This is a genomic window from Anaerohalosphaeraceae bacterium (genome assembly GCA_035378985.1).
GTDB lineage: Bacteria > Planctomycetota > Phycisphaerae > Sedimentisphaerales > Anaerohalosphaeraceae > JAHDQI01.
This window is the reverse complement of the sequence record DAOSUR010000005.1, coordinates 76,841-90,219: the sequence shown is the minus strand read 5'-3', so window position 1 is coordinate 90,219 and position 13,379 is coordinate 76,841. Positions and strand designations below refer to the sequence as shown.

The 13,379-nt window shown below is 57.2% G+C and carries 10 protein-coding genes; 8 read left to right on the top strand and 2 right to left on the bottom strand.

Annotated elements, in window-relative coordinates; translation table 11 throughout:
• Window positions 1-9 precede the first annotated feature (9 nt).
• Both PKY88_05485 and PKY88_05480 read left to right on the top strand, forming a co-directional pair.
• Window positions 10-1,629: a right-handed parallel beta-helix repeat-containing protein gene (locus tag PKY88_05485; GenBank protein HOQ04647.1), complete on the top strand. Its 1,620-nt coding sequence runs from the start codon at window positions 10-12 to the stop codon at window positions 1,627-1,629.
• 14 nt (window positions 1,630-1,643) lie between these two features.
• Window positions 1,644-2,744 (top strand): hypothetical protein, encoded by a 1,101-nt coding sequence (locus PKY88_05480; protein ID HOQ04646.1) that lies wholly within the window; start codon window positions 1,644-1,646, stop codon window positions 2,742-2,744.
• A 10-nt stretch (window positions 2,745-2,754) separates the two neighbouring features.
• On the opposite strand, the gene PKY88_05475 is transcribed toward PKY88_05480, so the two are convergent.
• On the bottom strand, window positions 2,755-5,430 hold the full coding sequence (locus PKY88_05475; protein HOQ04645.1) for a hypothetical protein: 2,676 nt from the start codon (window positions 5,428-5,430) through the stop codon (window positions 2,755-2,757).
• 53 nt (window positions 5,431-5,483) lie between these two features.
• A complete protein-coding gene (locus tag PKY88_05470) occupies window positions 5,484-6,200 on the bottom strand; it encodes a helix-turn-helix domain-containing protein (GenBank protein ID HOQ04644.1) in 717 nt (238 codons plus the stop codon).
• Between the two features lie 552 nt (window positions 6,201-6,752).
• On the opposite strand from PKY88_05470, the gene PKY88_05465 reads away from it, so the two are divergent.
• From PKY88_05465 to PKY88_05440, 6 genes are read left to right on the top strand one after another with little or no spacing between them, the layout of a single operon-like run.
• Window positions 6,753-8,177, top strand: a complete 1,425-nt coding sequence (locus PKY88_05465) for a hypothetical protein (GenBank protein ID HOQ04643.1) — start codon at window positions 6,753-6,755, stop codon at window positions 8,175-8,177.
• Between the two features lie 35 nt (window positions 8,178-8,212).
• Window positions 8,213-9,784, top strand: coding sequence for a DUF5060 domain-containing protein (locus PKY88_05460; GenBank protein HOQ04642.1), 1,572 nt, complete (start codon window positions 8,213-8,215; stop codon window positions 9,782-9,784).
• Entirely contained in the window at window positions 9,781-10,662 is an 882-nt protein-coding gene (locus tag PKY88_05455) for a transketolase (GenBank protein HOQ04641.1), read from the top strand. The genes PKY88_05460 and PKY88_05455 overlap by 4 nt, the downstream gene beginning before the upstream one ends.
• Entirely contained in the window at window positions 10,659-11,624 is a 966-nt protein-coding gene (locus PKY88_05450; GenBank protein ID HOQ04640.1) for a transketolase C-terminal domain-containing protein, read from the top strand. Before PKY88_05455 ends, PKY88_05450 begins: the two co-directional genes overlap by 4 nt.
• Complete coding sequence (glpK, locus tag PKY88_05445) at window positions 11,621-13,225, top strand: glycerol kinase GlpK (GenBank protein ID HOQ04639.1); 1,605 nt, start codon at window positions 11,621-11,623, stop codon at window positions 13,223-13,225. The genes PKY88_05450 and glpK overlap by 4 nt, the downstream gene beginning before the upstream one ends.
• Complete coding sequence (locus tag PKY88_05440) at window positions 13,222-13,377, top strand: hypothetical protein (GenBank protein HOQ04638.1); 156 nt, start codon at window positions 13,222-13,224, stop codon at window positions 13,375-13,377. Before glpK ends, PKY88_05440 begins: the two co-directional genes overlap by 4 nt.
• Window positions 13,378-13,379: the final 2 nt, after the last annotated feature.

Below are 13,379 nucleotides of genomic sequence, written 5' to 3'. Positions count from 1 at the left end.
GCGGTGCGGGTGACCGGGTGGCGGCGGCATCAAGGCGATATCTGGAAGGCGCCGCTGGTGCGGGACCGAAAGCTTCGGGCGCTTTATGTCAACGGCAAAAGGGCCGTGATGGCCCGAAAGACCGAGGGGGTTGTCGCCCAGGGCGGGTACGGGACATTCGTCATCACCGGCCGGGAGCCGTGGGCCCGTGCCTCCGGAACGCACCCTGCCGGGATTCGATTTCGGGCGGAGGATGTCGGCGTTTATAAAAATCCTCACAATGTCGAGCTGGTTCAGACGAATGTCTGGAGTGAGCCGATTGTGTGTGTCAACCGGATGTTTTCCGAAGACGGCCATACAGTCGCTGTGCTTCAGCAGCCGTACGCAGCGATTGCGATGAATATGAGCTGGGTGCCGTTTCGGGCCGTCCCACGTCCTGACCGCCCTATCTATGTCCGCAATGCATTTGAACTGCTGGATGAGCCGGGGGAGTTTTACTTCGACCAGCAGGAGCAGATGCTGTACTATTATTCCCGCGGAGAGGATATGACCACGGCGGAGGTGTATGCCCCGGCTGTGGAAGGGCTTGTCAGGATTCAGGGCGAGGGGATATCCCGGCGGGTGCGGAATCTGGAGTTTTACGGGCTGACGTTTGCGTATGATGATTATCTTCTGTCTTCTCTGGGGGACTCCCGCGGGTGGGTGAGTGTGCAGAGCCTGACTCAGTTTACGCGGTATATTCCGGAGGGCAACTGGCATCGCAATCATTACAATGACATTACGATTCCCAAAGGGACTGTCAATGTATGCAATGCGGAGCGGATACGGTTTGAGCGAAACCGATTTGTGCATCTGGGCAGTGCGGCGGCGCTGAGTTTTGAAAATGATGTGGCGGAGGCCGAGGCGGTCGGCAATACGTTTCTCGACCTGATGGGGACTTCGATCAATGTCGGGCATCCTCAGCATTACCGAATCGGGGACGGGGAGCAGTTTCCGCCGGGGGTAGAGGGGGTTTGCAGCAATATCCTGATTGCCAACAACTACATTCGGGATGTGTGTCTGGACTTTCGGCAGGTGGAGGGGATGACCGGCTTTTTTGTCCAGAATGTCAAGATTGTTCATAACGAAATCAGCGATACGCCGTATGGGGGGCTGGCGCTGGGGTGGTGGTGGGGCAATGCCGGGATTCCCCCCTCGACGACAGCCAAAAATAACGGGATTCTGTACAACCGCATCGGCCGCACACATCGGGCATTACGGGACGGGGGGATTCTTTATGTGCTTGGGGAACAGCCGGGGTCGGAAATTGCCTACAATTACTGCTATGACGGCCCCCGGTGCATTTATCCGGATGACGGGTCGGCATACTGGAGGATTTATCAGAATGTGATTCTCAACAGGCCCGGCTTTTCGGATGATCGGGAGGGATTATGGCTGCATATCTGGACGCCGGCCTGCCGGGATATGGAGATCGACCGCAACTATGTGAAGGCGGACCGGTATCGCAGTGAAGGGACGCGGTGTACGATTACGCGAACGGTTGTGGAACCGGATGCGCCGCCGTGGTCGCCGGAGGCCCAGGCGATTGCGGACGCCGCCGGACTGGAAGAGGCCTATCGCGATATTCGACCTTTGTCTGAGACCGATTGACGGAATCGACTTCTATGAAACCGCTTTGGAAGACGAACTGGCCGCAAACCCGTCAGCATTTTCTGGACTGGTGGGCGGGCCGCGGGCTGGTGCTGGGAAGCTGGGGCACGGGGCTTGACGGAGACGGCCCGCCGCACGAGGATGTTCCTCAGCCTGCGGCGGCGGTTGATGCGGAGCAGTACCATACGGACCCGAATCGGGTAGCGGAACGGATTCATTATGAAATGGCGCATAAGGTCTGGCCGGCGGATATGCTGCCGGTGGCCTGGCCGGATATCGGCACGGTGACGCTGGCGTCTTTTCTGGGGGCTGTCCCGAAGTACGAAAAGGAGAACATCTGGTATCATCCGTGCATTGCCGACCCGGAAAACCATCCGCCGCTTCGATACAATCCGGATGCCCCTTACAGCCGGATGCTGAAGGCGGTCCTTCGGGCGACGGCCGCCCGAAGCGGAGGGCATTATTTTGTGGGGATGCCTGCGATCATTTCCAACCTCGATGTGCTGGCGGCGGTGCGCGGGACGGAAGATTTGCTGGTGGATATGCTCGAGCGTCCGGCGTGGGTTCATCAGAAGCTGCAGGAGATTGAAACGGCGTACCGGCAGGTGTTTGACGATTTGTATGAGATTCTCAAAGACGAAGACGGCAGCATGGCCTTCGGCTATTTTATGCTGTGGGGGCCGGGCAAGACAGGCCTGCTTCAGTGCGATACGGCGGTGATGATTTCTCCGAAGATGTTTGACGAGTTTGTCGTGCCGTATCTGAAGCAGTCCGTGGAGTATCTGGATTATTCGATGTTTCATGTGGACGGGCATCAGTGTCTGGCGTGTGTGGATTCTCTGTTGGCGATTGAGGGCTTAAAGGCGATTGAATGGACGCCGGACCCGCAGGTTCCGCCGGGGGGCTCGCCGCACTGGTATGACCTGTACAGGAAAATCCTCCGGGCGGGCAAGGCCGTCTGGGCGGCCAATCTGGATGCGGAAGAGGTGATCCCGCTGCTGGATGCCGTTGGTCCGAAGGGAGTGTATCTGACGGTTACCACGGCCGGCGGAAAGCCCATCACGGCCCGTCAGATGGAAGAACTTGCCGACCAGATAGAACCCTATCGCACCTGAAGGGATGCGTTCACATCCGTCCCGGCGGGATTCCGGCGTCGCGCGGCGGCACTTTTGCATCGGCCGGGATGATGCCGAGAATCAGGAAGCTGCCCGGGCTGCGCGGGTCGAAGGCAATTTCGCCTGCGGGGAATGTGAAGAGATGGATGTTAACCCCCGGCGTTTCTTCAATTTGCAGGGCGTTCTGCAGGGTGCATTCGACGCCGCCGTATTTGGCGGCCTGACTGTCGAGGTCCGGATTGGGCGGTTTTGCCCAGATAGACCGGTCTTCATTGAAATAACCGACAAGAATCTGCACGGGGGTTTGGGTTTTCAGGCGGACGGGACCCAGCTGACCGTTTTTGCCTGCTGTATGGGACAGACGGATGCCGGTGAGGCCTTCGAGCTCCTGCGCCAGCTGGAGGATGCGGTACTCGCGGTCGAGGAAGGGTTTGGCGCCGATACGCACTTCGTAAGTTTGGCAGTCTTTGCTGAGGAGTTCAAAGGGGACGCCCTGAAGCCGGGGGATGTTTTGAACGGTCTGCGGTTTGCCGTCGGACAGTTCGGCCAGGCGTGCCTGAAACTCCTGGAGTTCCTTCTCGTAGAGCGGCAGCATGTGCTCCCAGTGATAGTAGTAGGGGGAATCGCCCTTCATTCCCCGAATGGGGATGCGGCGGTGGCCCGTTTGGAGACTGTTGGCGTAGCGGTAGAATCGGGCGGTCCGTTCCGTGAGAGCCCGGTAGAATTCGAGGCTTTTTTTGAGGTGTTCTTCGGCCTTGCGCATGCGGTCCGGATTGCGGCTGTAATTATAATCCAGCACCAGGATAGCAGCCCGGACCTTCTCGGCATAGAACCGGCTCATCAGGTCGATGCAGGCGATGTCATTTCGAAGCCGTTCGAACTCGTCCCGATTGCGGGTGACGGAGGGAGCCGCTTTTTCAACCGCCTGCACAGCTGCCTCGGAGCGGCGGACGGCTTCTTCAATGACTGTAATCGGGGTTTCGCCTTCGTGGGGTTCGCCGGCCCATTCCTTTCGGGCATACTCCTCCAGCCGTTCGCCGGGCGGGGCAAACCATTCCCACAGGCCGCTGACGGGGTTATAGGGTTTGGGATTGACCAGCTGATCGAGGAACATCCCCAGCGAGAGGGTCTGGCGGTTGCCTTCGGTGATGCCGAAGCGCCGGAGCAGCAGGGGAGCGCAGTATCCGGATTCATTGTAGGCCGTCAGGATGCATTCGGCCGCCTGCGGGGTTCCGTAGCGGTCGGTCAGCCGCCGGAGCCAGTACTGCCGGTCCTGCTGGGGATCCCGGTCCATCCGCCATAAATAACGGGCCCAGGCCTCAAACCAAATCCAGTCCCGCTGAATCTGCTTGAGGTACGGACTGGTTTTGTCGGGGGAATAAGGCCAGTCCCAGTAGGTCAGGGGGTACAGGTGTACACCCTGCGCTCCCAGACGCTCTCGGCAGGCCAGCACGCAGCGGCGGATAAAATCTGTTGCCCCGTAGCGGAAGGGCTCCAGATTGGAAAGCAGATGGATGTTAACCACATGGGCGGACCCGAGACGGCTCATATCCAGATGCACCTGCTGCCAGCGTCCTCGCGGCTCGTAGGTGGTGAGGGATTCGCCGTTGTACTTGGCCATGGTGTAGAGATTGGAGTAGTGTTTGAGAGCAGATTCCATCAGGTGGCGAACGTCTCCGATGGTGTGGGCCCGGATGAGAATCGGGGGTTCTTCCGTTTTGCCGAGGGCGGCCATGGCGTCTTTGACGGCGGGGATAATGGTTTCGTTCAGCCAGGCCTCCTGGTTTTCCTGTCCGCGCAGGGCCTCGCCCAGACAGACCAGCAGTCCCACGTGGGGGTAGGTTTTGATGAACTGGGTGATGGATTTTCGGTTGTAGTCGGCAATCAGCGGGGTGGGGGCGGCATGCTGCGTGGGGATGCTGTGGTGTTCGGCAAAGGGTTTGGAGACGAAGATGTTGTAGAACATCTGGATGACCCAGATGCCGCGTTTGTCCGCCTCCTCTGTCAGGAAACGATACATCTCTGCGTTGCGCTGATAGACTTCCTCCGAGACTTCGAGGGCATACGGGTAGTCCTCGAGTTTGACCAGGGAGGCGAAGGGATGGCCGTTCCACAGGTACAGGGTGTTCATCCGGTTGTCCACGAGGAAGTCGAGGAACTCCAGCCACTGGTCCTTGTCGTAAAAGAAGGGGAAGTAATCCGGCGTGTAGGGATATTCATAGGTTTCCCGGCCCGGCAGGATATAGGTCAGCTGCATTCCGATACAGGGGCCGCGAAGACGGAAGTCGGGTGCATCGGTGATGTCGAGGGTTTGCGGCCATCGACCTGCTTCGTTGACCCGGTCGATGAGCTCGAGGGCACCATAGAGGGCACCGGAATCGCCGAAGCCGCGGATGCAGTAGGTGCCTTTCTCATCCCGGTACAGATGAAAACCCTCGGGGCTTCTGCCGCCTTCGATTTTGTCTAGTCTGCCGCCGGCAAGAAGAATGCGGGCGGGGCCGAATCGGCTCAGACTTTCCTGCAGCCGCTGGGAGGCATACAGGAGCCGGGGGGAGGGCTGTCCCTCAATTTCAATGGACAAGGCGGCAGTCTTTTCCTGACCGGCGGGTGTTTGGGTTTCCGCCGCAAGGACTGCTGCACCGCTCAAGACAAAACCAATCACTGCCGTAAAGAACCATTGTTTCATTGCTGTTTGCCTTTGGATTTGTATTTTTTATTAACTGATGCGGCTGAGGGGGTTCAGGAGCCCTCCGTGAGTTGATGCGCTTCGCGATACTCTCTGGGTGTGCAGTGACAGAGTTCTTTGAAGGAAGTATTAAATCGGCTCAATGAGTTAAAGCCGGATTCGAAAGCGATATCCAGCACTTTTTTGTTGGTTGTGACCAGCAGACGCTGGGCATGCTGGACGCGGTGCTGAATGACAAAGTTGTTAATGGTGATGCCGAAGGTTTTTTTGAAGGCGTAGGCCGCATAGTCCGGATGCAGGTCCACGGCGGCGGCGACATCGGCCAGGTGAATCGGTTCGGTATAGTGCTGGGCGATAAATCGGGCCATCGTTTCAATTTTGCTGAAGTTTTGGGCCCCGACGTGGCGGATGGAGCTTTTGGAGACGGGGGAATCGGGGAGGTTTTTGCTGTTGTCCAGGTTCAAAGCCATACGCAGCAGACGGGCTTTGATTTCCAGCAGGACGATTTCCCGAGTGGATGCGGTGTTCTGATTGATATCCTGAAACCATTGTTCGAACAGATGTTTATCGTTGACCGCAGAGGAGGGCTGGGGCTCCTGTAAAATCCGTCCGTTCAGAATCTGCGAGGCGAATTTCTCGGGCATTCCCCAGCTGAGCATCCAGGGCAGCGGAATTGTAATCACATAGTATGATTTGAGTTTTGAAAAATCGACAATTTGATGGGGGACGGCCGCCCAAAACAGGGCAAGACTTCCGCCTTGGATGGACACGCGTTCTCCCCAAAAAAGATAGGTTAGTGTTCCTTTTTCAAAAAAGTTTATCTCGATTTCGGAGTGTTTGTCGGGACGGCTCATTAACATGGGTTCCCACATTTCACACGTGAACCCATACGGTGTGAACTCTTTTCGATTGGGATTGAAGTGTTTCATGGACCTAAATATACGATAAGTTATTTCTCAAATCAAGGAGGAATATATTGTATTTCAACATTATTATGATAGCGGATAATTGGGAGCAAGCTGTAAACAAGACTTGTAAATACGATGTTTTCGACATAGATACCCTTCCAGAAAGGGAGTTTTGATTTTTGCGCCGGCAAACAGCGGCTTGTTTCGGGAGGCAAAAGAGTCAAAAGGGAAAATGGAGGAATCGGCCTTCGGCCGAAATTTGAGGTTTTCTTTCTTTTTAAAAATAAGTAAGTTCTTTGAAAAGAAAAGCTTACAATAAAGTCGCTGCCTGCTGTCCATTTTTTGTTTTTCGAGCAGGATGAGTTTTTTGTCGGTGCGGCTTGAGATAAAGGAAATCAGCGTTAAGGACACTCTATGAAAATCATGCAAAAGAAAATTACCTTTGGGGTCATCGTAGGGACCCGGAATATTTTTAATGCCCAGCTGGCTGTGGGGCAGCGGAAAAAGGTGCTTTCGGTGCTTCAGGAGCTGGGATACGGAGCCGTAATACCGGATGCGAAGGCGACGAAGGCCGGGGCGATTGAGACGCGGGCGGATGCCAAGATTTGTGCGGAGCTTTTTAAGGCCAGGCGGGATGACATTGACGGAATTCTTGTCATCCTGCCTAATTTCGGGGATGAATTGGGGGTCGCAGAAACCCTGAAGCTTGCGGATTTGAAGGTGCCGGTTCTGGTTCAGGCGTGCAATGATGAAGTTGACAAGGTGGATGTGAAAAGCCGGCGGGATGCCTTCTGCGGCAAGATTTCGGTCTGTAACAATCTGTATCAGTATCAGATTCCCTTTACGGACACCACGGAGCATACGTGCGATATCGACAGTGACATTTTTAAGCAGGATATCCGGTTTTTTGCATCGGTGTGCCGGGTAGTCAAGGGACTCCGGACGCTGCGGGTCGGGGCGTTCGGGACGCGTCCGTGGGTCTTTCAAACGGTTCGATTCAGTGAAAAAATCCTGCAGGCGGCGGGGATTACGGTCGTTCCCGTGGACCTGTCGGAGGTGATAGCGCGGGCCCAGACAATCGATTCGCAGTCTGCGGCGGTCAAAAATAAGCTGGCAGCCATTCGGAAGTATGGGCGGATTCCGGCGGATGTGGAGCCGGAGAGTGTGCTTCGGCAGGCGAAATTGTCGGTGGTGTTTGATGCGCTGATGGAGGAGTATGAACTGGATGCCAGTGCGATTCAGTGCTGGAACTCCATTGAAAATCACTATGGGTGTGCGACGTGTCTGTCAATGTCGATGATGGGGGAGCGGAATCTTCCCAGCGCCTGTGAAACGGATGTGACGGGAGCGGTTTCGATGGCGGCCCTGCTGCTGGCCGGCGGCTCCATTCCGGCCCTGCTGGACTGGAACAACAATTTCGGTCAGGAGCAGGATAAATGCGTCTGCACGCACTGCAGCAATTATCCCAAGTCGTTTATGGGAAATGAGATTGAGATTTCCAAGCTGGATGTGTTGGGAACGGTTCTGGACCGTGAACGATGTTTCGGGGCCGTTAAGGGCAAGGTGGCACCGGGGCCGATGACGTATTTCCGGATTTCCACCGATGATACGAAGGGCCGAATCAAGTCGTACCTGGGAGAAGGGCGGTTTACCGATGATTCGTTCGGGATGGATGGAGGCATTGCGGTCTGTCAGGTGGACAATCTGAGAGCCCTGCTGAGGCATATCTGCCAAAACGGATTTGAGCATCATGTGGCAATGGCGCGGTCTCATTGTGCACAGGTTCTCCAGGAGGCGGTTTGTAAATATCTGGGCTGGGATTTGTATTATCACCGGTAAAGGCGAGCAGGAGAGAAACCATTTTGCGGAAGAACGTGCCAAAGACAATCCGGTATATGACGGCTGTGCTGCTGGTTGGGTTTATGGGAATCAGCGGGTGGGGACAGCCCGTCACCGTGGAGCAGTGGGGCGTCTTTGAGGCATCGTTTGCGGGACCTGCCGATGGGAATCCGTTTGCGGATGTGGAGCTGACGGCGGCCTTTCGGCAGGGGGATAAGACGGTGACGGTTTCGGGCTTTTATGACGGGGACGGGATATACCGCATTCGGTTCAGTCCTCCGGGCGTGGGAGAGTGGACCTATACGACACAGAGCAATCGGCCGCAGCTGACGGGGAAAACCGGCACCGTGAAGGCGGTTGAGCCGGGCAGGGGCAATCATGGGCCGGTTCGGGTTGCCCACACGTTTCATTTTGCCTATGCGGACGGGACTCCGTATCGGCCGGTTGGAACAACCTGTTATGCCTGGATCCATCAGCCGATGGAGCTTCAGGAGCAGACGTTAAAGACGCTGGCGGAATCGCCTTTCAATAAAATCCGCTTCTGCGTGTTCCCCAAATGGTATGCCTACAATCGAAGCGAACCGCTGCTGTATCCGTTTGAGGGCACGCCGCCGTCCCGGTGGGATTTTACGCGGTTCAATCCGGCCTTTTTCCGTCATCTGGAAAAACGGATTCAGCAGCTCGGTGAAATGGGGATTGAGGCGGACCTGATTCTGTTTCATCCGTATGATGAAGGGCATTGGGGATTTGACCGGATGCCGAAGGAGGCGGATGACCGCTACCTTCGATATGTGGTGGCGCGGCTGGCGGCCTTTCGGAATGTGTGGTGGTCGCTGGCCAATGAGTTTGATTTTATGGATGAGAAAACGCCGGAGGATTGGGACCGCTTTTTCCAGATTGTGCAGCGCTGCGATCCGTATGAGCATCTGCGTTCGATTCACAACGGCACGGTTCTTTACAATCATACGAAACCCTGGGTGACGCATGCGAGCATCCAGAACGGCTCGGCGGTGGAGGACTTCGGGCGGGCGGTTCTGTATCGGGATGTCTATGTCAAGCCGATTGTGTTTGATGAAGTGAAATATGAGGGCAATCTGCCGCAGCGGTGGGGGAATCTTTCTGCGGAGGAGATGGTTCTCCGGTTTTGGGAGGGGACGATTGCAGGCACGTATGTCGGACACGGCGAGACCTATCTGGACCCGAAGGATGAGATCTGGTGGGCCAAGGGCGGCGTTCTGCGGGGGCAGAGCCCGCCGCGGATTGCTTTTCTGCGGAAGATTTTGGAAGAAGGGCCGTCGGGAGGGCTGGAGCCGATTGATAAGTGGCAGAATTATCCGTTTGCAGGCAAACGCGGGGAATACTACTTGGGGTATTTCGGCCGACAGTCCCTTTCGGAATGGCCGTTTGAATTATATCGAGCGGGGCTTTCGGAAGGGATGAAGTTTCGGACGGAGGTGATTGATACCTGGACTATGACAATTACGGCCGTGGACGGCGTCTTTGAAGTCAAGAAACGAGACAATTATATGTTTGTGGACAAAGCGGGGCGTACGGTGCCGCTGCCGGGAAGGCCTTATATGGCGGTTCGGATTCGCCGGGTGGAATGATGATGCCTTGTTTCGAGCAGCGAACGGATGAAAAGATGCAAAGGGCGGCTCTGGATTCTCTGCTGCGCAGGAAATCCGTGGAGTACCGCATTCGGCTGCTGAAGTATATCAAGAACGCGCGGGCCGGCCATACGGGCGGCAGTCTTTCGTGCGTGGATATTCTGAATGTTTTGTACAATTGTGTGTTGAACGTTTCTCCGGAAACGGCGGAGGACCCGCGGCGGGACCGCTATATCCAAAGCAAAGGACACTCGGTCGAGGCCCTGTATGCGGTGCTGGCGGACCGGGGGTTTTTCCCGGAATCGGATTTGGAGACCCTCTGTCGGTTTCGTTCGCCGTATGTCGGACATCCGACGCGGAAGATTCGGGGGATTGAACACAATACCGGGGCTCTCGGGCACGGGCTGGCTTTCGGGGCAGGGGCGGCCCTGGCCGGCAAAATGGACGCCCTGGGCTATCGTGTTTTCGTCCTGCTGGGGGACGGGGAGCTGGCCGAAGGGTCGAACTGGGAATCGATGATGACGGCGGCCCATTACGGTCTGGACAATCTGACGGCGATTATGGACCGCAATCAGCTGCAGATTACCGGCCGAACCGAAGAGGTTTGTGCACTGGAAAGTCTTGTGGATAAGTTTGCCGCGTTCGGCTGGTCGGTGCGGGAGGTGGACGGGCATGATGTGACGGCCCTGCGGGAGGTTTTAAGTTCGGTGCCCTTTGAGGTCGGCAGGCCCAGTGCGGTGATTGCCCATACCGTCAAAGGCAAGGGCGTCCGTTTTATGGAAAACGACGCCAAATGGCACCACGGCGTCCCCAGCGATGAGGAGTATGAACGGGCGATGGAGGAGCTGCGGGCACAGCTTGAGGAGGCGGAACCATGAGCGGCGCTGCAGTGATGGAAACGGGGAAGGCCAACCTGGACGTGTTTTCCGAGACGCTGCTGGCGCTGGCCAGGAAGAATCGGAATATTCTGGTTGTGACCAGTGATTCGCGCGGCTCCGGGAAGCTGGTGCCGTTTGCCCAAGCCCTGCCCGGGCAGATTATAGAAGTCGGGATAGCGGAGCAGAATCTGGTGGGAATTGCGGCGGGGCTGGCCTCGGCCGGCAAGATTGTATTTGCCGTTTCTCCGGGAAGTTTTCTGACGGCGCGTTCGCTGGAGCAAATCAAGAATGATGTCTGTTATTCCGATCATCCGGTCAAGCTGGTCGGCATCAGTTCCGGGGTCAGCTACGGCGCCCTCGGCTCGACTCACCATTCGCTGCATGATTTGGCGGTGCTGAGGGCGATTCCGAACTGCACGATTGTTGTGCCTGCGGACAATTTGGAAACGGCCGAGGCGGTCAAGGCCGCCGCCGAGATGCCCCATCCGGTTTTCCTTCGTTTCGGCAAACGTCCGATGCCGCCTCTGCATCGGCCCGGCACAAAATTTACCGTGGGCAAGGCGCTGCTTGTCCGCGATGGAAGTGATATTGCCTTCCTTGCGACGGGAGAGACGGTCGTTCAGGCGGCGGGGGCCTGCGACCTTCTGGCCCGCGAAGGCATTTCGGCCCGCGTGCTCAGTATGCATACGGTCAAACCGCTGGATGAAGAGGCCGTTCTGCGGGCCGCCCGAGAATGCGGGGCGGTTGTTACGGTGGAAGAGCACAGCTGTGCCGGCGGGCTGGGAGAGGCGTGTGCGGCTGTCCTGATGCAGGCCGGTGTGTCGGTTCCCTTCCGAATCGTCGGATTTCCTGATGAGGACACCGTGACCGGCAGTCAGCTGGACATTATGGCTTATTACGGGATTTCGCCGGAAGGGCTTGCTGAAATCGGCCGAGCCCTGTTGAACAGGAAACGGGTATGAAAAAGGAATACATTTTAGCAATTGACCAGGGCACCAGTGCCACGAAGGCGGTTGTCTTTGATACGGACGGCCGGATTGCCGCCAGAGGGTCCGAACCACTGGGCTCTTCGTATCCCCGGCCGGGGTTTGTGGAGCAGGACCCGCTGGAAATCTACCGGAATGTCCTGGCCGCGCTGCGGTCCTGTCTGGCTCAGTTTCGCGCGGAGGTTTCCTCGGATTTGAGCGGGATACGGACGTGCGGCATTTCCAACCAGCGGGAAACGTTCTGTTTGTGGGATGCGCAGGGCCGGCCGCTGGGGCCGGCGGTTGTCTGGCAGTGCCGACGCTCCGCGGAAATTTGCAGCCGGATTCGGGGCTCGTCTCTGGAGCAGGAAATCATCCGTCGGACCGGGCTGATTGCAGACCCTTATTTTTCGGGGACCAAGCTGGTTTGGCTGATGGAGAATTGTCCGGAGATTCGAACGGCCGTTCAAAGCGGCCGCGCCTTCTTCGGTACGGTGGATACCTGGCTTCTGTATAAGCTGACGGGAGGCCGAAGTTACTGCACGGACTATACGAATGCCTCGCGAACGCTTTTCTTTGACATTGACCGTTTGTGCTGGGACCCGTATCTGCTGGGTCAGTTTCACCTGACGGGGCTGAAGCTGCCGGAGGTTCGGCCGTCTTCGTTTGCCTTCGGCCGGACGGATTTTGAAGGGCTGCTGCCGTCTCCAATCGGCATCCATGCTCTGGTGGGCGACTCTCATGCGGCGGCTTTCGGGGAACGATGTTTTGCGCCGGGAACGGCCAAGGCCACGCTGGGGACCGGCTGTTCCATTCTGCTGAATACCGGAAGCCGTCGTGTTTCGTCCTCCGCCGGGATGATGAGCACGATTTGCTGGAGTGCAGGGGAGCGTGTGGACTATGCACTGGAGGGGATCATTGTTTCCTGCGGTGCGACGATTCAGTGGCTGCGGGACAATCTGGGCCTGCTTCGGGAAAGCGAAGAAAGCGAAGCGATGGCCCGGTCGGTTTCAAACAGCGGCGGGGTGTATCTGATTCCGGCGTTCAGCGGACTGGGGGCTCCGTACTGGAATCTGGACGCAAAAGCCGCCGTGACGGGATTGACGCTCGGCAGCACGAAAAACCATCTGGTTCGGGCGGCCCTCGAATCCATTCCGTATCAGATTCAGGATGTTCTCGCCGCGATGGAGCAGTGCAGCGGGCTTTCGCTGTCGCAGCTGCGGGTGGACGGCGGCATCAGTAAAAATCGGTTTATTCTGCAGTTTTTGGCGGATCTGCTCGGCAAGGACGTTATCAATATCGGGTTCCAGGATGTCTCGGCTTTTGGGGCGGCCTGTCTGGCGGGTTTGGGGGCGGGGATTTACGAGGACCTGCAGCGGCTGCCGCAGCAGACGCTCGGGGAGGTTCGGTATCAGGCGGGTGCCGACACGTCCGAGGTCCAAACGAGTTATCAGGGATGGCTTCTGGAAGTGGAGCGTCTGAACCGGTCGGCGCTGTACAAAGCGGACACAGAAGGCCGGCGAAAAAAACAGACACCGCTTCGAATCGCGGAAGTTGCCGGAAAAAAAGACGAGGCATTCGTCCGCAAAGAGCGGTGATTCTCGAATGGTCCGGCGGTGCGCAGGAGAAGAAGCTGTTCAGGGGAATCAGCGTGTCTGTTTTCGGCCGGCGTCTGCGGGCGGGATTGGCAAGCGTCATTGACAAAGCGGAAAGCGTGTATAGAATCGGGTGCGGCTTGGCGGCGGTCTGAGC

Coding starts and splice junctions, on each gene's coding strand:
- PKY88_05480 (HOQ04646.1), top strand. CDS start 1,644: ATGAAACCGCTTTGGAAGACGAACTGGCCGCAAACCCGTCAGCATTTT.
- PKY88_05475 (HOQ04645.1), bottom strand. CDS start 5,430: ATGAAACAATGGTTCTTTACGGCAGTGATTGGTTTTGTCTTGAGCGGT.
- PKY88_05465 (HOQ04643.1), top strand. CDS start 6,753: ATGAAAATCATGCAAAAGAAAATTACCTTTGGGGTCATCGTAGGGACC.
- PKY88_05455 (HOQ04641.1), top strand. CDS start 9,781: ATGATGATGCCTTGTTTCGAGCAGCGAACGGATGAAAAGATGCAAAGG.
- PKY88_05450 (HOQ04640.1), top strand. CDS start 10,659: ATGAGCGGCGCTGCAGTGATGGAAACGGGGAAGGCCAACCTGGACGTG.
- glpK (HOQ04639.1), top strand. CDS start 11,621: ATGAAAAAGGAATACATTTTAGCAATTGACCAGGGCACCAGTGCCACG.